17 protein-coding genes and 2 tRNA genes are annotated in these 17,403 nt (G+C 60.4%); 14 read left to right on the forward strand and 5 right to left on the reverse strand.

What is annotated here, in order from left to right; all coding sequences use genetic code 11:
- Window positions 1-18 precede the first annotated feature (18 nt).
- From Q1W26_RS04590 to Q1W26_RS04655, 14 genes are all read left to right on the forward strand, one after another.
- Complete coding sequence (locus tag Q1W26_RS04590; protein WP_300436484.1) at window positions 19-1,248, forward strand: argininosuccinate synthase; 1,230 nt, start codon at window positions 19-21, stop codon at window positions 1,246-1,248.
- An 11-nt stretch (window positions 1,249-1,259) separates the two neighbouring features.
- Window positions 1,260-1,493, forward strand: a complete 234-nt coding sequence (locus tag Q1W26_RS04595; RefSeq protein ID WP_300436486.1) for a DUF2788 domain-containing protein — start codon at window positions 1,260-1,262, stop codon at window positions 1,491-1,493.
- Between the two features lie 21 nt (window positions 1,494-1,514).
- Entirely contained in the window at window positions 1,515-1,838 is a 324-nt protein-coding gene (locus Q1W26_RS04600) for a pyrimidine/purine nucleoside phosphorylase (RefSeq protein ID WP_300436489.1), read from the forward strand.
- A gap of 14 nt (window positions 1,839-1,852) precedes the next feature.
- Window positions 1,853-2,338 (forward strand): YajQ family cyclic di-GMP-binding protein, encoded by a 486-nt coding sequence (locus Q1W26_RS04605; protein WP_300436492.1) that lies wholly within the window; start codon window positions 1,853-1,855, stop codon window positions 2,336-2,338.
- A 9-nt stretch (window positions 2,339-2,347) separates the two neighbouring features.
- Window positions 2,348-2,536, forward strand: coding sequence for a YjfB family protein (locus tag Q1W26_RS04610; protein ID WP_300436494.1), 189 nt, complete (start codon window positions 2,348-2,350; stop codon window positions 2,534-2,536).
- A gap of 184 nt (window positions 2,537-2,720) precedes the next feature.
- Window positions 2,721-3,341 carry a TIGR02281 family clan AA aspartic protease gene (locus Q1W26_RS04615; protein ID WP_300436497.1) on the forward strand — a complete coding sequence of 207 codons (621 nt, stop codon included), beginning with the start codon at window positions 2,721-2,723 and terminating at the stop codon, window positions 3,339-3,341.
- 12 nt (window positions 3,342-3,353) lie between these two features.
- Window positions 3,354-3,959: a CoA pyrophosphatase gene (locus Q1W26_RS04620; protein WP_300436500.1), complete on the forward strand. Its 606-nt coding sequence runs from the start codon at window positions 3,354-3,356 to the stop codon at window positions 3,957-3,959.
- Between the two features lie 91 nt (window positions 3,960-4,050).
- Window positions 4,051-4,980 (forward strand): CobD/CbiB family protein, encoded by a 930-nt coding sequence (locus tag Q1W26_RS04625; RefSeq protein ID WP_300436503.1) that lies wholly within the window; start codon window positions 4,051-4,053, stop codon window positions 4,978-4,980.
- Window positions 4,981-5,009: 29 nt separating this feature from the next.
- The gene (locus Q1W26_RS04630) at window positions 5,010-6,194 is read left to right on the forward strand and encodes an acetyl-CoA C-acyltransferase family protein (protein ID WP_300436506.1); all 1,185 of its coding nucleotides are present in this window, start codon (window positions 5,010-5,012) and stop codon (window positions 6,192-6,194) included.
- Between the two features lie 608 nt (window positions 6,195-6,802).
- Window positions 6,803-7,081, forward strand: coding sequence for a 30S ribosomal protein S20 (gene rpsT / locus Q1W26_RS04635; RefSeq protein ID WP_300436509.1), 279 nt, complete (start codon window positions 6,803-6,805; stop codon window positions 7,079-7,081).
- Window positions 7,082-7,489: 408 nt separating this feature from the next.
- Window positions 7,490-7,762, forward strand: coding sequence for an HU family DNA-binding protein (locus Q1W26_RS04640; RefSeq protein ID WP_300436511.1), 273 nt, complete (start codon window positions 7,490-7,492; stop codon window positions 7,760-7,762).
- Between the two features lie 37 nt (window positions 7,763-7,799).
- A tRNA-Val gene (locus Q1W26_RS04645) sits at window positions 7,800-7,875 on the forward strand.
- 26 nt (window positions 7,876-7,901) lie between these two features.
- Window positions 7,902-7,978, forward strand: a tRNA-Asp gene (locus Q1W26_RS04650).
- 339 nt (window positions 7,979-8,317) lie between these two features.
- On the forward strand, window positions 8,318-10,222 hold the full coding sequence (locus tag Q1W26_RS04655) for a SurA N-terminal domain-containing protein (protein WP_300436512.1): 1,905 nt from the start codon (window positions 8,318-8,320) through the stop codon (window positions 10,220-10,222).
- Between the two features lie 298 nt (window positions 10,223-10,520).
- Here the strand turns inward: Q1W26_RS04655 and Q1W26_RS04660 are convergent, their stop codons facing one another.
- Genes Q1W26_RS04660 through Q1W26_RS04680 form a run of 5 tightly spaced genes read right to left on the reverse strand, consistent with a single transcriptional unit; the run spans window position 10,521 to window position 17,332 of the window.
- Complete coding sequence (locus tag Q1W26_RS04660; RefSeq protein ID WP_300436514.1) at window positions 10,521-13,664, reverse strand: efflux RND transporter permease subunit; 3,144 nt, start codon at window positions 13,662-13,664, stop codon at window positions 10,521-10,523.
- Between the two features lie 12 nt (window positions 13,665-13,676).
- Window positions 13,677-15,230: an efflux RND transporter periplasmic adaptor subunit gene (locus Q1W26_RS04665; RefSeq protein WP_300436517.1), complete on the reverse strand. Its 1,554-nt coding sequence runs from the start codon at window positions 15,228-15,230 to the stop codon at window positions 13,677-13,679.
- Window positions 15,227-16,492 (reverse strand): TolC family protein, encoded by a 1,266-nt coding sequence (locus Q1W26_RS04670; protein WP_300436519.1) that lies wholly within the window; start codon window positions 16,490-16,492, stop codon window positions 15,227-15,229. The genes Q1W26_RS04665 and Q1W26_RS04670 overlap by 4 nt, the downstream gene beginning before the upstream one ends.
- A gap of 30 nt (window positions 16,493-16,522) precedes the next feature.
- Window positions 16,523-16,861 (reverse strand): copper-binding protein, encoded by a 339-nt coding sequence (locus Q1W26_RS04675; RefSeq protein ID WP_300436522.1) that lies wholly within the window; start codon window positions 16,859-16,861, stop codon window positions 16,523-16,525.
- 33 nt (window positions 16,862-16,894) lie between these two features.
- Window positions 16,895-17,332, reverse strand: coding sequence for a DUF411 domain-containing protein (locus Q1W26_RS04680; protein WP_300436525.1), 438 nt, complete (start codon window positions 17,330-17,332; stop codon window positions 16,895-16,897).
- Between the last annotated feature and the right edge of the window lie 71 nt (window positions 17,333-17,403).

The raw sequence follows: 17,403 nt of genomic DNA on the forward strand, positions 1-17,403 counted from the left end.
ATTTGCAGAAAGCAGGACATGAGCGAAGTAAATAAGGTTGTACTGGCGTACTCGGGCGGGCTGGATACGTCGGTTATCCTCAAGTGGCTGCAGGATACCTATCAATGTGAAGTGGTTACCTTCACGGCCGACCTCGGTCAGGGCGAAGAGCTGGAGCCGGCCCGTGCCAAGGCCCTGCAGTTCGGTATCAAGCCGGAAAACATCTTCATTGACGATCTCCGCGAAGAGTTCGTCCGGGATTTCGTGTTCCCGATGTTCCGCTGCAACACGGTTTATGAGGGCGAGTACCTGCTCGGCACCTCGATTGCACGCCCGCTGATTGCCAAGCGTCAGATCGAAATCGCCCGAGCCACCGGCGCCGAAGCGGTTTCCCATGGCGCGACGGGCAAGGGCAACGACCAGGTTCGCTTCGAACTCGGTTACTACGCGCTGATGCCGGGCGTCAAGGTCATTGCCCCGTGGCGCGAGTGGGATCTGCTGTCCCGCGAAAAGCTGCTGGCCTACGCAGAGAAGAACGGCATCCCCATCGAGATGAAGCACAAGCAGGGTGGATCTCCGTACTCCATGGACGCCAATCTGCTCCACATCTCCTTCGAAGGCCGTCACCTGGAAGATCCGTCGGCCGAAGCCGAGGAGTCCATGTGGCGCTGGACCGTATCGCCCGAAGCAGCGCCGGATGCCGCTGAGTACCTGGATCTGGAGTTCGAGAAGGGTGATCTCGTGTCCATCAACGGCACGAAGATGAAGCCGCATGAATTGCTCGCCAAGCTCAACGAGCTGGGTGGCAAGCACGGTATCGGTCGTCTTGATCTGGTGGAAAACCGCTACGTCGGCATGAAGTCGCGCGGCTGTTACGAAACGCCTGGCGGCACCATCCTGCTTCGGGCTCACCGCGCCATCGAATCGATCACCCTTGATCGCGAAGTCGCCCACCTCAAGGACGACCTGATGCCCCGCTACGCCAGCATGATCTACACGGGCTACTGGTGGTCGCCGGAACGTCTGGCCCTGCAGGCTCTGATCGACCAGACCCAGCAGACGGTCAACGGCTGGGTTCGCGTCAAGCTCTACAAGGGCAACGTCATCGTCGTTGCGCGCGACTCGAAGACCGACTCCCTGTTCGATCCGACCATCGCCACCTTCGAAGACGACCAAGGCGCCTACAACCAGAAGGATGCCCACGGCTTCATCCGGCTGAATGCGCTGCGCATGCGCATCGCCGCCAACGCTAAAGCCAAACGGGGCTGATCCAGGCAAGCATGGATCCCAGCGCACCGCTGCTCTTCGGGCTGACCGTCGCAGAGTTCGAGGATATTTCCCTCAAGCTCTGCGTGGGAGGGCTGATCGCTTACATGATCTTCATCATTGGCCAGCTCGCCTGGGAGTCCAAGGCGGGCAAGTACGGCGCAATCTGGATGTTTGTTGGCCTTGGAGTCGGGTTCATCGGCTTTGCGGCCAAAAGCATCATCCAGAGACTGCTTGGCATCGAATGACTTTTGACCAGAACTGAAAAAATGACCCAATCGACCCAATTCGACGGCGTGTCCGTCGTCAAGCAAGCCAACGTTTACTTTGATGGCAAGTGCGTCAGTCACACTGTGCTGTTTGCCGATGGCAGCAAGAAGACCATTGGCGTCGTCCTGCCTGCTAGCCTGACCTTCAATACCGGGGAGCCCGAGGTGATGGAAACCGTCGCCGGCGCCTGCCGCTATCGCCTCAAGGGGGAAACCGAGTGGAAGACCTCGGCCGCCGGGGAAAGCTTCAAGGTGCCGGGTAATTCCAGCTTCGACATTGAAGTGATTGGCGAGCCCTACCATTACGTCTGCTACTTCGGCTGAGCGGGAGCCACGCGATGCCGTCTTTCGATATCACCTCCGAAGTCGATCAGGTTGCTCTGAAAAATGCTGTTGAAGGCACCAATCGCAAGATTACCGGCCGCTACGACTTCAAGGGTAGCGACGCCCGTGTCGAGCAAAGCGAAAAGCTGCTGACCCTGTTCGGCGACAGCGACTTTCAGCTTGAGCAGATGCTGGCTTTGCTGCTGCCCGAGATGACCGCCAAGAAGATCGATGTGCGCTGTCTCAAGCATGGCGACGTGCAGAAGGTTGGCGGCAACAAGGTCAAGCAGGAACTCACGGTGCGTGTCGGTATCGAGCAGGAGCAGTCCAAGGCGATCGTCAAACTCATCAAGGACAGCAAGCTCAAGGTCCAGGCCAGCATTCAGGGTGAAGCCGTGCGCGTCACTGGCGCTAAGCGCGATCTCCTGCAAGACTGTATTGCCCTGGTGCGCAAGGAAATCACCGACTATCCTTTGCAGTACGGAAACTTCAGGGATTGATCTCCGGCCATGAACCTCGCATCTGTCGCCTCGACATCCCAAGTGCACACCCAGGACGCGGTATCGGTCGCAATGTTGCGCAAGGTGCTGGACCTGCAGCAGTCCAGTGCCGCGCAGATGATTGCGGGGCTTCCGCAGCCCGCACAGGCGCCAGATCCAGCCGCGACGGTAGGCAGGACGATCAATACTTACGCTTGAGCATGCCTCTTGTTCGCCATGAAAAAACCAGCTCAAGGGCTGGTTTTTTCATGGCTGCGCGTCTTGATTCTGAGGACGGCGGGGAAGATGGCTATGGCAAAATACCTGAGCGTCCTCCTACTTCTCCAGGCAAATGGCGACTTCATTTCACGGATTAATTCAACGCTGCTGTTGCGGCTTGATCATGGCTTGCCTGTCTAATGCCTCCGCAGCGACCGATGTTGCGCTGGCCGGGGTTTTTCCCGGGAAGGCGCTGCTTGTCATCAACGGTGGCGCACCCAGGGCGATCAATGTGGGAACTACCACGCAGGAAGGCGTTCGAATCGTTGCCGTAGAAGGGGATGGCGCTACGCTTGATTTCGACGGTCGCCGTCACAGGCTTTTTGTCGGTGAGCGTGCCGTTAACATCATCAGTAGCGCCGGGGCGGCAGGTGGCGCGCCCGTGGTTGCCATTCAACCTGATGGACGCGGTCAGTACAGATCAACGGGCGCGGTGAATGGCGCATCAATGCTCTTCATCATTGATACAGGAGCGACTTTCGTTTCCCTCGGACGCAGTGATGCGCTTAAGGCAGGGGTCGATTTCACGAAGGGAGAGCCGGCCTTGATGCAAACAGCCAACGGGGTGGCTCGCGCTTGGCGCGTTTCGCTGGATACCGTTCGGATTGGTGACGTCACTCTTCGCAATGTCGACGGAGTTGTTCACGCCAACGACATGCCCATTGCTCTGCTCGGGATGAGCTTTCTCAATCGTATGGAAATGCGTCGTGATGGTTCATCTCTTTTGCTGAAGCAGCGCTATTGATAGATCAAATCCATGAAAACTGCAGCTTCGACAGATAGGGTTCCCACTGCAGAATGGCTGAGAAAGCGCTTTGCTGCGCAGCCTGCTTGTGACTCGCCGCAGGAGGAGGGCGTTCCGGCCGGCCCGCTGACGCCGGCGGCGGTCTTGGTTCCGATCGTTTTGCACGAGCCCGAACCTACGGTTCTATTGACCCGGCGCACGGATCATCTTCACCATCATCCAGGGCAGGTCAGCTTTCCGGGGGGGCGGGTGGAGGCGCAAGATCGCTCGCCCATAGAAACCGCGCTGCGGGAAACGGAAGAGGAGATATCGCTCAGGCGCGGTCACATCGAGCTTCTCGGCTGTCTCCCCTGCTATCGAACCGTTACCGGCTTCGAGATCACGCCGGTAGTCGGTCTCGTCACGCCGCCATTCGAGCTTGCCCTGGATGCGTTCGAAGTGGCGGAAGCGTTTGAGGTTCCGCTTTCATTTCTGCTCAACACCATGAATCACCAGCGGCATTCCGTGGACGTGCAGGGAGTCCGCCGGGAATATTACGCAATGCCTTACGGGGACTACTTTATATGGGGAGCAACGGCGGGCATGCTCGTCAGTCTTCATCGATTCCTGTGTCGTTGAACAAACGCCATTTGTGTTGGATCCGTTTGGTGGTATCTTGGACTGTCCTCAATAGGCCTGAACTACGAGGGCTACCAAAGCCCCCTGACGCATGACCCTGTTTTCGCTGATCGTCGCACTGCTCATAGAGCAACTTCGCCCGCTTCCCGTTGCGCGTTTCGTCCAGGCGCCGTTACGCGCTTTTGCGCGTTTTCTCGAAGATCGCTTCAATGACGGTGAGGCGCGTCACGGCGCAGTCGCCTGGTGGGTGGCTATCCTGTCGGCTTGCTTCGCGTCGGCTCTGATTTATTTTGTACTGTGGCATCTTCATCCGGCCTTTGCCCTGATCTTCAATATCCTCGTGCTCTACCTGACCACAGGATTTCGGCAGGTGAGCCATTTTTTTACCGATATCCAGCTGGCGCTGCAGATGGGGGAGCTTGCCCGTGCCCGTCAGTTGATCGGTGAGTGGCGCGGTCGTTCCCACGAGGACTCCAGCTCCAGCGAAGTTGCCCGGCTGGCCATCGAAGAGGCTCTGGTGGCCGCTCATCGCAACGTCTTCGGAGTCATTCTCTGGTTCATCGTGCTGCCTGGGCCAAGCGGTGCCGTTCTCTACCGACTCGCCCGCTTCTTTGATGATGAGTGGGGCGTTCGTCTGGCGGGGAGACCGGATTTTGGCAATTTCGGCTCATTCGCCAAAAAAGCATTTTTCGCCCTGGACTGGATCCCCGTACGCCTGACGGCTGCGGCATTTTCGATCGTCGGTGATTTTGAGGATGGTGTCTATTGCTGGCGTGCGCAGGCAAGCCAATGGAAGGATAAGGCTTCCGGTATACTGCTCGCCAGTGGTGGCGGTGCCTTGGGCGTTAAGCTCGGAATGCCGATTTTTGAATCGGGTGAAGTGGTTGAACGTCCTGAGATGGGTGTCGGCGATGAAGCTGATGCCGATTTTATGCAGAGCACTATCGGTCTTGTCTGGCGTACGCTTGTGCTGGCTTTTATGTTGCTGGCGTTGTTCGGTGTAGCAGGGTGGGGTCGGTAATTTCGTAGCAATTGAGAGGAGGAATACAGATGGCTAGTCGTGACGTTGTGGTTTTGAGCGCAGTTCGTTCCGCTGTCGGCGCCTTTGGTGGCTCCCTGGCCGATTTCGAAGCCAGTGAACTGGCCGGGATCGTGATGAAGGAGTCGGTTGCCCGTTCTGGTGTCGATCCTCAGTTGATCAACTACGTTACCGTCGGCAACTGTATGCCAACTGACGGTCGCTACGCTTATGTGTCCCGCGTTGCTTCCATTCAGGCCGGCCTGCCGATGGAGTCCGTAGCGATGCAGGTTAGCCGTCTATGCTCATCCGGCCTTCAAGCTATCGTGACCACGGCCCAAAACATTCTGCTGGGCGACGCGGACTACGGTATCGGCGGTGGTGTGGAGGTCATGTCCAAGGCGGCTTACTTGATGCCTTCGCTGCGCAATGGTGCCCGCATGGGTGACACCAAGGCCATCGACAGCATGGTTGCCGTGCTGACCGACCCGTTTGGCGTCGGCCACATGGGTATTACTGCCGAAAACCTGGCTGCCAAGCACGGTTTTACCCGTGAACAGCAGGATGCTTTCGCCGTTGAGTCCCAGCGCCGTGCTGCTGCTGCCATTGACGAAGGCCGCTTCAAGTCCCAGATTGTTCCGATTGTCAAGCAGACCCGCAAGGGTGATGTAGTGTTTGACACCGATGAGCACGTGAAGCGCGGTACCTCCATGGAGTCGCTGGCCAAGATGAAGCCGGCCTTCAAGAAGGATGGCACCGTTACTGCCGGCAATGCTTCCGGTATCAACGATGCTGCGGCATTTTTCGTGCTGGCAGATGCTACAACGGCCGTGAATTCCGGCTACAAGCCCATGGCTCGTCTGGTTTCGTACGCCATTGCCGGCGTACCTAACGACATCATGGGTGAAGGTCCGATCCCGGCGACGATCCTGGCCCTTAAAAAGGCGGGTTTGACCCTCGATCAGATCGATGTGATCGAGTCCAACGAAGCATTTGCCGCCCAGGCTCTGACTGTTTCCAAGGTTCTGGGTCTGGATCCGGCCAAGACCAATCCGAACGGTGGTGCCATTGCTCTCGGCCACCCTGTTGGTTGCTCGGGTGCCTTCATTGCCACCAAGGCTATTTACGAGCTGCAGCGCACTGGCGGTCGTTATGCCCTGGTGACGATGTGTATCGGTGGTGGGCAAGGCATCGCAACCATCTTCGAGCGCATCTGATTTCATTCGCATGAAAGAAGCTCCGCAGCAGGGCGCAACGCTGTCCGTTTAAGGTTTCGTTGCTCCCCTGATGGTCAGTCAAAGAAACCGGAACCTTAAACAGGTTCCGGTTTTTTTATGTCTTTCGCTGAGGGTTTGTGAGTGCTGCCTGGATGATCGCCGGGTCGCCAGATAGCCGCTGGATGTGCTGATGTGGCATCTCCCTTCGATTGGATGCAAACGGCTACGGCACGGTTGGCGCCAATACGTATTTAGGCGCGGTCGCCGTTCCACTGGTCCACACGGTCGTCCTGATCGATGCAGGCAAGGGATTGTCGTCCGAGTTTGACGATGGCCGGATGGGCTTGGTGGTGCCGACTTCGAAGCTGTTCTGCATCTCCGGATGCGTACGCGAGAACGGAGGCGGGCATCGGGACACATCTGCTACGGTCACGGCATGGTTCTGAACACGCTTCGGGGGCGGCGGATCTGCCGGTAATGCCGGGTCGATGCATGGATTTGAACTCGAGTGAATGGCGAGATAAAGACCATATAAATTGCTTGCCAGGTGGGTGTGTTTTCCAATACAATCCAAGGCTTCACTGCATTTATTTCAGGATTACTACAAGATGGCCAATTCGGCACAAGCCCGTAAGCGCGCCCGTCAAGCTGTTAAGGCCCGCGCCCTCAACATGAGCCTGCGTTCGCGTCTGCGTACCGCCATCAAGGCCGTCCGCAAGGCGATCGGCGTTGGTGACAAGCAAGTGGCTCAGCAGGTGTTTGTCTCTTCTCAGCGCACGATCGACAGCATTGCTGACAAGAAAATCATTCACAAGAACAAGGCTGCACGCCACAAGAGCCGTCTGTCCTCCGCTATCAAGGGGATGGGCGCAGCTGTTGCTGCCTAAGTTGCACTAACCAAGCGGATGAGCTCAAGTCGAGCTCTTGCGTTGGTTTAAAAAAGGATCGCATCGCGGTCCTTTTTTTGTTGGTGCGCCCAGCACGGGCGTGCTCATCTACAGCCTGAACTCACGTGCCGGGTGGGGTGGAAGGCGAGCGGCCGGATAGTTTGGCTGCTGCCTCCTGCTTGATCGCCTTCGCTTCGCCCCATTGATCTAGTCGGCGCCTGATGAACACAAATCAAGCTTGTTTCGTGACAGGTTTTGAGATGTTCCGTTCAATCCTGCTTGACACTCCGTTTTTTCGCGCGTTATATATTTAAAAGGTAGCAGGCGCCTGCAGATTTGCCAAAATGCCGCGCCAGTACTGGATGCCGGAATTTTCTGTTTGTTAATTTCCGTGACGAGGGGGCGAGTGTGAACAAATCTGAATTGATTGACCATATAGCTGCTGACGCTGAAATTTCCAAGACTGTTGCAGGTCGGGTGCTGGATGCTGCAATCTCTGCCGTGACGCAGACGTTGACGAATGGCGGCAGCGTGACATTGGTCGGCTTTGGCACATTCCATGTGGGCAGGCGCGAAGCTCGAACGGGCAGAAACCCAAGGACTGGCGCGGCGATCAAGATCAAGTCAGCCAAGATTCCGAAATTTAGACCTGGCAAAGCATTGAAAGATGCGCTAAACTAATTGCCTCTTGATTGCGAAGTATTTCGAGCGATCGGACGGGTGCTTAGCTCAGTCGGTAGAGCGTCGCCCTTACAAGGCGAATGTCGGCGGTTCGACCCCGTCAGCACCCACCACTTCCGCGAGAAGTGAGTCGTACTTTGGAGTGGTAGTTCAGTTGGTTAGAATACCGGCCTGTCACGCCGGGGGTCGCGGGTTCGAGTCCCGTCCACTCCGCCAATATTTACGTTGTAATTCGATCGCTGTAATTCGATAGTTGCAACGAGAAAAAGCCACTTACGTGGCTTTTTTGCTTTATAGAATTTATTACTGTCCGGACGGAGTGTGGAAGGCTTGTTTCAAGCCTTTCCTGCATGTAGACTCCAACGAGCCTGATGTGGGGTCTACATTGATCTGATTCGAGCCGCTAGAGCAACGCAAACGAGTTGATCCGGCCTGTATCGCAGAGCTCAGCTTTGCCTTTACACCAGCAAATGACGAGAGGCGAACGAGAGTTCGCCTCTTTTGCGTTTTCAACCAGTAAATCGCCAGCCTGTCAGCAGCAACTGAGGATTCAGCATGTTCGACGCCGTACGCAACAACAAGAAGATCGTCCAGGGATTCCTGCTACTGATCACACTTCCTTTCGCGTTCTGGGGGGTGGATTCGTACGTCAAAAATATGTCGGGAGGTGACGATCTTGCCACTGTCGCCGGCACGCCGATTCAGCAGGCCGAATTCCAGCAGGCGCTGCGCGAGCAGCAGGAGAGGCTGCGCGGCTCGCTCGGGGCGAACTTCAACCCTGCGATGATGGAAACCACCGAGGCGCGGAGGGCTGTCCTCGAAAACCTGGTCAATCAGCGTTTGCTTGCAATCGACGCCTCCAAAATGCACCTCGCGGTTTCGGACGAGCGGGTCCGTGACACGATCGTCAGCATCCCAGCCTTCCAGGACAACGGCCATTTTTCACAGCCGCGCTATGAGGCTGTCCTCAAGTCGCAAGGCATGGTGCCCCAGGTCTTTGAGTCGAGCCTGCGTCGCGATCTCGCGCTGCAGCAGGTGCTCGGCGCCGTCGCTGAAGGGGTAATGGTTTCACGTGCGTCGGTAGAGCAGGTTTACGCGGTTCAGTTCGAAGAGCGGGTCGTGAGTGAGGTCCAGCTGGCTGCTCAGCAGTTCGCATCTGCCGTCAAGCTGCCGGACGATGCTGCACAGAAATACTACGAGACGAATCGTAAGCAGTTCGAGTTGCCAGCCCAGGTTCGTGCTGAATACATTGTTCTCAGCAAGGAGGCCGTTGCCGATCAGCTTGTGGTTGGCGACGCAGATATTCGCAAGGAGTACGACGCGCATCCGGAGCGCTTCCGTCAAGGCGAGGAGCGGCGGGCCAGCCATATCCTGATCCAGGCCGACAAGGGTGCCGGAGACGCGGTGATCAAGTCTGCGCGTGAAAAGGCGGAGGCCATTCTCAAGCAGATCAAGGCAAATCCTGCCGATTTCGCGAAGCTGGCCAAGGAAAACTCGCAGGATCCGGGCTCGGCGGAGAAGGGGGGCGATCTGGGCTTTTTCCCGCGTGGCGCGATGGTGAAGGCGTTTGAAGATACGGCTTTCGGTCTTTCCCGCGAAGGCGAAGTTTCCGATGTCGTCCAGTCCGATTTCGGTTTTCACATCATCAAGCTGACTGGCGTGAAGGCCGAGATGCTGCGTCCGTTCGGTGAAGTCAGGAACGAAATCGCCGCGGAACTCAAGCGTACCGAGGCCGCACGAAAGTTTGCCGAGCTGGTCGATGGCTTTACCAATACCGTCTATGAGCAGTCGGACAGCCTCAAGCCGGCTGCTGAAAAGTACAAACTGGCGGTGACGACCACCGACTGGATTGGCCGCAGCGGCAAGGCGCCTGCGCCTTTCGACAATGAAAAGCTTGTTTCCGAGCTGTTTTCGGACGATGCCGTAAAAAACAAGCGCAATACCGCTTCGATCGACGTTGGCAACGGCACGTTGGTGTCGGCGCGGGTGAGTGAATTCAAGCCGGCGACGCTTCGCCCGTTCGAGGAGGTCAAGGCCGCCATCGAAAAGGGCCTGATCACTGACGAAGCGGTAAAGCTTGCTGAAAAGGATGGCGAAGCCAAGCTGGCCCTGCTGGCCAAGGGCGAGGCTGTCAATCTGCCGTGGAGCGCGCCGCGTTCGATGCAGCGGGGCGACCAGAGCCTGCCGCGCGAGGCTGTTCGCGCAGTTTTCCGTGCTGCGGGAGACAAACTGCCGAGTTATGCCGGCGCGAGGATTCCGGGTGGCGGCTATGGCCTGTTCCGTATCGAGAAGCTGACTCGCCCGGTTGCCAAGCAAGACGATCCGCGTCTGAACGCCATCAAGCAGCAATACACGCGTGTGCTCGCCGAGCAGGATTTCTCGGCGTATCTCTCCATGCTGCGCAAGCGCTACGACGTCAAGGTGAATGAGGCGGCGCTTGAGGTCTCGAAGGACAAGTAATACAGCGTATCGGGTCCTGGCTGCAGCGGCACGGCCGGGCAGCCAGGATCCGGTTCCTTGTGCGTGTGACACCTAACGGCGTCTTGCCTTTGGCCCTTACTCCGGCTGTCGCCGTAAATCCCTTCAGGCCCTGCGGATCACGCAAGGCCCATGCCTCTGCCAATCTGTGTCCAGGGCGTCCGCGCCCGGCGCAGAGTCGTCATCAAGCCCGTCCGTGCATAAAAATCCTGTCTCGACAAGTTGCTGGCTGAAGTCCTGAAGGCTTGTCTTCGGCCACTTTGTGCCGTTGCTCGTAGTGTCAGGCCGGGCCGCTTTTTGCGCTGTGCTGCAGTTGCCATTGTTTGGTCAGCGCATAGATCGCCGGGATCACGGCGAGGGTCAGGAGGGTCGACGAGATCATTCCGCCAACCATCGGGGCGGCGATGCGGCTCATGACTTCGGAGCCGGTGCCGGTTCCCCACATGATGGGCAGCAGCCCGGCGGTGATTGCGACGACGGTCATCATCTTCGGGCGAACCCGCTCGACGGCGCCTTCCATCACCGCCTGGTAGAGATCGGCGGGGCCGGGCGTGCGTCCGCTGGCCAGGCACTTTGCCCTGGTGGCTTCCCAGGCATGGTCGAGATAAATCAGCATGATCACGCCGGTTTCGGCGGCCACGCCTGCCAGCGCGATGAAGCCGACCGCCACCGCAACCGACAGGTTGTAGTCCAGCAGCCACATCAGCCAGATTCCGCCGACCAGCGCAAAGGGCACCGAGAGCATCACGATCAGGGTTTCGGTGAGACGCCGGAAATTGAGATAGAGCAGCAGGAAGATGGTGAGCAGGGTGATCGGGATGACGATCTTCATCTTTGCGGCGGCGCGCTCCATGAACTCGAACTGGCCGCTCCAGCTCACGTAGTAGCCCGGCGGAAACTTCACCTTTTCGGCCACTGCCTTTTTGGCCTCGGCCACGTAGCCGCCGATGTCGCGGCCGCGGATATCCACGTAGATGTAAGCGGAAAGCAGCGCGTTTTCGGTGCGAATGCCCGGCGTGCCTTTGGCGATCTCGACCTTGGCCAGTTGCCCGAGGGGTAGCATGGCGCCGCCCATGACGGGCACCAGCACTTCGCGGGCGATTTGTTCGGGGCTGGCGCGCAGTTCGCGCGGGTAGCGCACGCTGACGCCGAAGCGCTCGCGGCCTTCGACGGTGGTGGTCACCATCTCGCCGCCAAGGGCGCTGCCGATCACGTCCTGAAGTTCGCCAACCGTCAGGCCGTAGCGGGCCAGCTGGGTGCGGTCGGGTTCGATGTTCAGATAGAAGCCGCCGGTGATGCGCTCGGCGAAGGCGCTGCTGGTGCCCGGCACCGTTTTGACGACGGCTTCGATCTCCCGGGCGAGTTTTTCCATCTCATCCAGATCCTTGCCGAAAACCTTGATGCCGATCGGGGTGCGGATGCCGGTGGACAGCATGTCGGTGCGGGCCTTGATCGGCATCGTCCAGGCGTTGGCTACGCCGGGAAACTGCAGTGCCTTGTCGAGTTCTGCGATGAGCGTGTCGGTCGTCATGCCCGGGCGCCATTCCTCTTGGGGCTTGAGGTTGATGGTGGTTTCAAACATCTCGGTCGGGGCGGGGTCGGTGGCCGTGTTGGCGCGGCCGGCCTTGCCCAGAACCGATGCGACTTCCGGAAAACTCTTGATGATCTTGTCCTGTGTCTGCAGCAGCTCGGCGGCCTTGGTCATCGACATGCCGGGCAGGGAGGTGGGCATGTAGAGCAGGGTGCCTTCGTTGAGGGTCGGCATGAACTCCGAGCCCAGGCGTGAGGCCGGGTAGATCGACGCAAGCAGCGACAGCACGGCCAGCAGGATGGTGAGTTTTTTCCAGCGCATCACCGCGGCGATGATGGGCCGGTAGAGCCGGATCAGCACGCGATTCACCGGGTTGCGGGCTTCCGGCATGATCCGGCCGCGGATGAACAGCATCATCAGTACCGGAACCAGCGTTACCGACAGGATTGCGGCGCCGGCCATGGAGAAGGTTTTTGTCCAGGCCAGCGGCGAGAACAGGCGACCTTCCTGGCCTTCGAGCGCAAAGACCGGCATGAACGAGACGGTGATGATCAGCAGCGAGAAGAACAGCGCCGGGCCCACTTCCCGGCAGGCGGCCAGCATGGCGTCCAGGCGATCCCGGGGCGAGTGCGATTCGGGCAGGCGTTCGAGGTGCTTGTGGGCGTTTTCTATCATCACGATGGCGGCGTCGATCATCGCGCCGATGGCGATCGCGATGCCGCCCAGGCTCATCAGGTTGGAGCTCATGCCCAGCAGGTGCATGGCGCTGAAGGCCATCAGTACGCCCACCGGCAGCATCAGGATCGCCACCAGCGCGCTTCGCACATGCATCAGAAAGACCACGCACACCAGGGCGACGATGATCGATTCTTCGATCAGGGTGCCCTTGAGGGTTTCGATGGCCCGGTGGATGAGTTCGGAGCGGTCGTAAACCGTTTGCACCGTGACGCCCGGCGGCAGGCCGGGGCCGATTTCCTCGATACGGGCTTTCAGGTTGTGGATGACTTCGAGTGCGTTTTCGCCATAGCGGGCCATGGCGATGCCGGAGACCACTTCGCCTTCACCGTTCAGTTCGGTCAGCCCGCGGCGCTCGTCCGGCGCCAGCTCGACCCGCGCGATGTCGCGTATCAGCACCGGCGTGCCGCGTTCGGCCTTCACTACCAGCAGTTCGATGTCGTCCCGGCCGCGCAGGTAGCCCTTGCCGCGCACCATGTATTCGGTTTCGGCCATTTCCACCACGCGGCCGCCCACGTCGCGGTTGGAGTCGCGGATGACCTGGGCGACCTTCATCAGCGGAATGCCGTAGGCGCGCAGTTTGGCCGGATCGACGGTGACCTGGTAAGTCTGCACAAAGCCGCCGATGGAGGCCACTTCGGCAACGCCGTGGGTCTTGGTGAGCGGGTAGCGCACGTACCAGTCCTGGAGGGTGCGCAGCTCGGCAAGGGTTTTGTCTTTGGCGATGAGGGCGTACTGGTACACCCAGCCCACGCCGGTGGCGTCCGGCCCGATCTGCGGTGTGACGCCTTTGGGCATCCGCCCGGAGGCGAAGTTGAGGTACTCCAGCACCCGCGAGCGGGCCCAGTAGATGTCTGTTCCGTCCTCGAAAATCACATAGACGAAGGACGCGCCGAAAAACGAAAAGCCGCGCACCACCCGGGATTTGGGCACTGCCAGCATCGCCGTGGTGAGCGGATAGGTCACCTGATCTTCCACCACCTGCGGCGCCTGGCCGGGGTATTCGGTGTAGACGATGACCTGCACGTCGGAGAGATCCGGCAGCGCGTCGATCGGGGTGCGCAGCACGGCGATGATGCCGGCGACGATGACGAAGAGGGTGGCCAGCAGGACGAGGAAACGGTTCCTGCCTGACCAGTCGATCAGCTTGCCGAGCATTGCGGTGCTCCGTCAGTGGCCGGCGTGCGGCGTGGGTGCGGTGCTGCGGGGGCTGACCGAGGTGATGACCCACTCGCCCGGCTGGCGTTCGACGAACTCCACCGTCACCTTCGCGCCGGGCGCAAGGCTGCTTTGCTGGGTGGGGTTGGCCAGTTTGAACTCCATGCTCATGGCTGGCCATTTGAGGCTGGCTACCGGGCCGTGTTCGAGCATCACCGTGCCGGCCTGGGTGTCGAGGCTTTCGACGGTGGCGTCCACCCGGTGTCCGGAGCCTTTTGCCACGGGGGGCGTCTGGCCGGGCGCTTCAAAGCCGCCGAGCGCGGCTTTCAGATTGCTTTCGGCGTCGATCAGGAAGTTGGCTGCAACGACGACATCCTCGCCAACCTTCACGCCCTCAAGAACCTGCACGTGGTTGTCGCCGCGGGCGCCGAGCTTGACCTCCCGCGGCGCAAAGCGGCCTTCGCCCTCGGCGACGAGCACGATCCGGCGTGTGCCGCTGTCGATCACTGCGGATGTCGGCACCGTCACCACCTGCCCCTTGCCACCCACCGGAATGTCGACCCGGGCGAACATCGCCGGCTTGAGCAGCAGGCCCGGATTGGCCAGTTCGATGCGCACCGCCACCGTGCGGGTTTCGGCGTTGAGGGTGGGATACACATAGCCGATGCGGCCCTCGAAAACCTTGTCCGGATAGGCGTCGATGCGCACGCGGGCGGTGGCGCCGCTGTGCACGAGGCCGATGTCCTGTTCGACAACATCCGCCACAACCCACACGCGGGAGAGGTCGGCAATCTGGTAGAGGCTTTCGCCGGGCATGAAGCGCATGCCTTGCAGGGCTTTCTTTTCGGTCACGATGCCGGCCACCGGAGAGCGGAAGCTGAGCGTGCGTCGCGTAGCCCCGGACTTGGCCAGGGCGCGGATCTGCTCGTCGGAGACATCCCAGTTGCGAAGGCGCATCAGGGCGGATTCGGCGAGCTGCTTCATGCCGGCCTGCGCTTCGCTACCGGCATTTTTAAGGGCGGCGACGCCTTCGGCGGCGATCGCGTATTCCCGCTGGGCGGAGACCAGTTCCGGGCTGTAAACGTCAAACAGCGCCTGGCCTTTGGCAACCGGCTGGCCGGTGATGTTCACGTGCAGGCGTTCCACATAGCCTTCGAACTTGGGCGTGATGGTGTAGATGCGCTGCTCGTCGGGCTCGACGCGGCCGGTGGCGCGCACCTGCTTGTCGAGGCTGCGCAGTTCGGCCTTTTCGGTGCGCACGCCGAGCTTCTGGATTTTTTCGGTGCTGATGCGCAAGGTGCCGGCCGCCGCGGGTTCTTCGCTGGTCTCGCCTTCGTACACCGGGATGTATTCCATCCCCATCGGGTCTTTCTTTGGAGTTGGCGATGTATCCGCCAGGCCCATGGGGTTGCGGTAATACAGCAGTTTGGGCGCCGGCTTGCCGCCATCGGTCTGAGCGCTGGCGGCAGTTTGCTCCTGGGCCGGGTGCTGGCCGAACCAGTATCCGCCGGCTGCGCCGGCCACGGCGAGGGCAAGGCCGGCGGCCAGGGCTGTGGCGGGTTTCATAGGTCTTCTCCGAGGATGCGTTCGATTTCGGCAAGGCTCATCCGGGCTTCGGCCTGGGCCTTGAGACTGGCCTGGCGCGCCAGGCGAATCTGCCGTTGAGCGTCGAGCAGGGTGGCGAAATCGACCTTGCCGTTTTCGTAGCCGGCGAGCGCCGCCCGGAAGGCGAGCTCGGTCTGGGGCAGCAGGCTGCTGGTGGTGAGGGTTTCGGTGCGACGGGCCGCATTGAAGGCCGAGAGATTGCCGGACAGCTCGCCCAGCACTTGGTTGGCAGTGGCGTCGCGGCGGGATCGGGCCGCCGACAGCATGGCTTCCGCTTCGCGCTCCTGCGCCCGGCGGGTGCCCTGCTGCAGCGGCAGGTTGAGTTCCAGCATCAGCTCCCATTCCTTTACCGAGCCCTGGTACTGGATGGGTGACACGCCGAGGGTGAAATCCGGGTAGCGGTTCTTGTACGTGAGTTCGCGCGTTTTTTCGGCGGAACGCAGGCGGGCCTCGTCAGCGAAAAGCTGGGGGTTACGCGAGCGCACCCGCTCTTCCAGGGCGGTGGGGTCGAGGCTGGCCGGCGCCGGCAGGGGGCGCAACTGGCCAGGTGCATCCAGGGGCGCGGAGGCAGGGCGGGCAAGGAGGGCGTTGATGCGTGCCTGCAACTGCCGGCTTTCGGCGTCGAGCGCGATGAGTTCGCCGCGCATGCCGGTTTGCTCCACCTGGGCGCGTATCACGTCCTGCTGGGCCGCGAGGCCGCCGGCGTAGCGCACCTGCGCGATCTTCTCGAGACGCAGCATCAGGTCGAGGATTTCCCGCGTGAGCTGTTCGCTGCGGTAAACGTACTGAAACCGGGCATGGGCGGCCTTGATGCGGGCGGCGAGTTCGGCCCAGCTTCCAGTGGCCCGGCCTTCGGCGCCGCTGGCTTCGAGTTCGGCAATCTCCCGCTTCAGCTCGCGCTTGCCGAGCCAGGGCAGATCCTGCATGACGAGATAGCGGGTGCTGCCCACGCGGGCCGGCAGCAGCGTGGCGTTTTGCTCGCCCATGCGTGTGATGTCGCGCAGTTCGGTGCGCAGCCTGGGGTCGGGCAGGGCGCCGGCCGGCACCACGCGCTCGGCGGCGGCGTCGGCCTCGAAACGCATCGCGGCGTATTCCGGGTTGCGGCTGCGGGCGTAGTCGAGCAGCGATTCGACGTTTGCGCCGAGGGCTGGCTCCTGGGCCCGGGACAGCACACACCAGGCACCGAGCACGGCCAGGGCTCCGCATTTCAGGTATTTCTTCATGATTGCCCCCGCGTGCCTGTGATGCCCGGATCAGGGGCGTTCGATGTGCACCAGCGTCATGGCGCCGTTTATCTGTTCCGCCATGAAACGGATCTTGTCGCCTTCCTTGAGTTTGTCGATCCAGGCTGCGTCCTTGACGCGGAAGGCCATGGTCATCGCCGGCATTCCGTTGGGCAGGGGGCCGTGGGAGACGGTAATGCGGCCCGTGGGCTTGTCCACCTTTTTGACAAGGCCGTCGGCCATCTGCATGGAGGGTTCGCCCTGCGTTGCATGTGTTTTAGTGTGACCGGCGTGGTCGTTGGCGGCAAAGGCCGAAGCGGAAACGGTGGCGATCATCGCGGCGAAGACCGGTGCGAGAGGGAAGCGCATGAGTGTGCTCTTTCTTGAGGGGTTGATCCGGATTCAGTGACGGGCAAATACGCTGCTGGAGCCATTGGCGCTGATCAGCAGGGTCTCGTAGGGCATGGGTTTGGCGCTCTCCATGCCGGGAGAGCCCGGGGGCATCGAGGGCACGGCGAGCCCGATCGCCTTTGGCTTGTCCTTCAGCAGACGTCTTACATCCGCGGCCGGAACATGCCCCTCGACAAGGTAGTTGCCGATGCGGGCGGTGTGGCAGGAGCCATAGGTTTCGGGCATGCCAAGGCGTGCCCGTTGTGCCGGAACGTCTTCCACGTTGTGGGATTTGACCTCGAAGCCTTCGCTGCGCAGGTGTTCGACCCATTTTGTGCAGCAGCCGCAATAGGGGCTCTTGTACACATCAACCTGCACGCCTGTGCCCGCCAGGGCCGCACTTGCCGTGAGGGCCAGCAGGGACGTCAGGATAAGGGGGCGTAGCTTCATGGTGATTCCTCGTCGGATCGGGATGGCCCATTCTGGCTGTGGTCTCTCGACAGGAAGCTGTCGTGAAGATT

Origin of the sequence: Zoogloea sp. (genome assembly GCF_030157465.1) — a bacterium.
GTDB lineage: Bacteria > Pseudomonadota > Gammaproteobacteria > Burkholderiales > Rhodocyclaceae > Zoogloea.

Excerpts from the sequence above, each read along its gene's own strand:
- Q1W26_RS04590 (WP_300436484.1), top strand. The coding sequence starts at position 19 with ATGAGCGAAGTAAATAAGGTTGTACTGGCGTACTCGGGCGGGCTGGAT.
- Q1W26_RS04595 (WP_300436486.1), top strand. The coding sequence starts at position 1,260 with ATGGATCCCAGCGCACCGCTGCTCTTCGGGCTGACCGTCGCAGAGTTC.
- Q1W26_RS04600 (WP_300436489.1), top strand. The coding sequence starts at position 1,515 with ATGACCCAATCGACCCAATTCGACGGCGTGTCCGTCGTCAAGCAAGCC.
- Q1W26_RS04605 (WP_300436492.1), top strand. The coding sequence starts at position 1,853 with ATGCCGTCTTTCGATATCACCTCCGAAGTCGATCAGGTTGCTCTGAAA.
- Q1W26_RS04610 (WP_300436494.1), top strand. The coding sequence starts at position 2,348 with ATGAACCTCGCATCTGTCGCCTCGACATCCCAAGTGCACACCCAGGAC.
- Q1W26_RS04615 (WP_300436497.1), top strand. The coding sequence starts at position 2,721 with ATGGCTTGCCTGTCTAATGCCTCCGCAGCGACCGATGTTGCGCTGGCC.
- Q1W26_RS04620 (WP_300436500.1), top strand. The coding sequence starts at position 3,354 with ATGAAAACTGCAGCTTCGACAGATAGGGTTCCCACTGCAGAATGGCTG.
- Q1W26_RS04625 (WP_300436503.1), top strand. The coding sequence starts at position 4,051 with ATGACCCTGTTTTCGCTGATCGTCGCACTGCTCATAGAGCAACTTCGC.
- Q1W26_RS04630 (WP_300436506.1), top strand. The coding sequence starts at position 5,010 with ATGGCTAGTCGTGACGTTGTGGTTTTGAGCGCAGTTCGTTCCGCTGTC.
- rpsT (WP_300436509.1), top strand. The coding sequence starts at position 6,803 with ATGGCCAATTCGGCACAAGCCCGTAAGCGCGCCCGTCAAGCTGTTAAG.
- Q1W26_RS04655 (WP_300436512.1), top strand. The coding sequence starts at position 8,318 with ATGTTCGACGCCGTACGCAACAACAAGAAGATCGTCCAGGGATTCCTG.
- Q1W26_RS04660 (WP_300436514.1), bottom strand. The coding sequence starts at position 13,664 with ATGCTCGGCAAGCTGATCGACTGGTCAGGCAGGAACCGTTTCCTCGTC.
- Q1W26_RS04665 (WP_300436517.1), bottom strand. The coding sequence starts at position 15,230 with ATGAAACCCGCCACAGCCCTGGCCGCCGGCCTTGCCCTCGCCGTGGCC.
- Q1W26_RS04670 (WP_300436519.1), bottom strand. The coding sequence starts at position 16,492 with ATGAAGAAATACCTGAAATGCGGAGCCCTGGCCGTGCTCGGTGCCTGG.
- Q1W26_RS04675 (WP_300436522.1), bottom strand. The coding sequence starts at position 16,861 with ATGCGCTTCCCTCTCGCACCGGTCTTCGCCGCGATGATCGCCACCGTT.
- Q1W26_RS04680 (WP_300436525.1), bottom strand. The coding sequence starts at position 17,332 with ATGAAGCTACGCCCCCTTATCCTGACGTCCCTGCTGGCCCTCACGGCA.